Here is a 446-nt window from a genome sequence, read left to right on the forward strand (position 1 = left end):
AAATTGCAGCAAAAAACAGAGGAAGCATTAAGATCTCAAATTAAGAAAATACCTGATGCTAATGCTGGTTATGTTGTAGTAACCGATGTAAAAACTGGCGCAATTTTAACTATGGCCAACTCGGCAGTTTTTAATCCAAATATATTATATACACATGTATCATCTAAAAATGAAAACATTAAATCACTTTCGCAAAATAAAGCAATTCAAAAATTAAAGTATGGTGAATCTTATGTAAATATGGCCTCTACTATAAAGCCACTTACTATTTTAATTGGATTAAACGAAAAGCTTTTTCAACCTGAAGATACTTATTTAGATAAGGGTAGTTTTCAGTATGATAATCAAAATAACATTACGAATGCACCTGGAACGCCAACAGGTGAGATTACACCGAGGCAGGCTATCATTAATTCATCTAACACATTTATGACAGCAAAAGTAGC

1 protein-coding gene is annotated in these 446 nt (G+C 31.8%); it reads left to right on the forward strand.

All coding sequences use genetic code 11. From position 1 onward, the window contains the following. Nucleotides 1-446: penicillin-binding transpeptidase domain-containing protein (locus BAU27_RS00085; RefSeq protein ID WP_254797928.1), on the forward strand; the 446-nt coding region annotated here is incomplete at both ends.

This window comes from Bacillus sp. NH11B (genome assembly GCF_001884205.1).
Lineage (GTDB): Bacteria > Bacillota > Bacilli > Bacillales > Bacillaceae_G > Bacillus_A > Bacillus_A proteolyticus.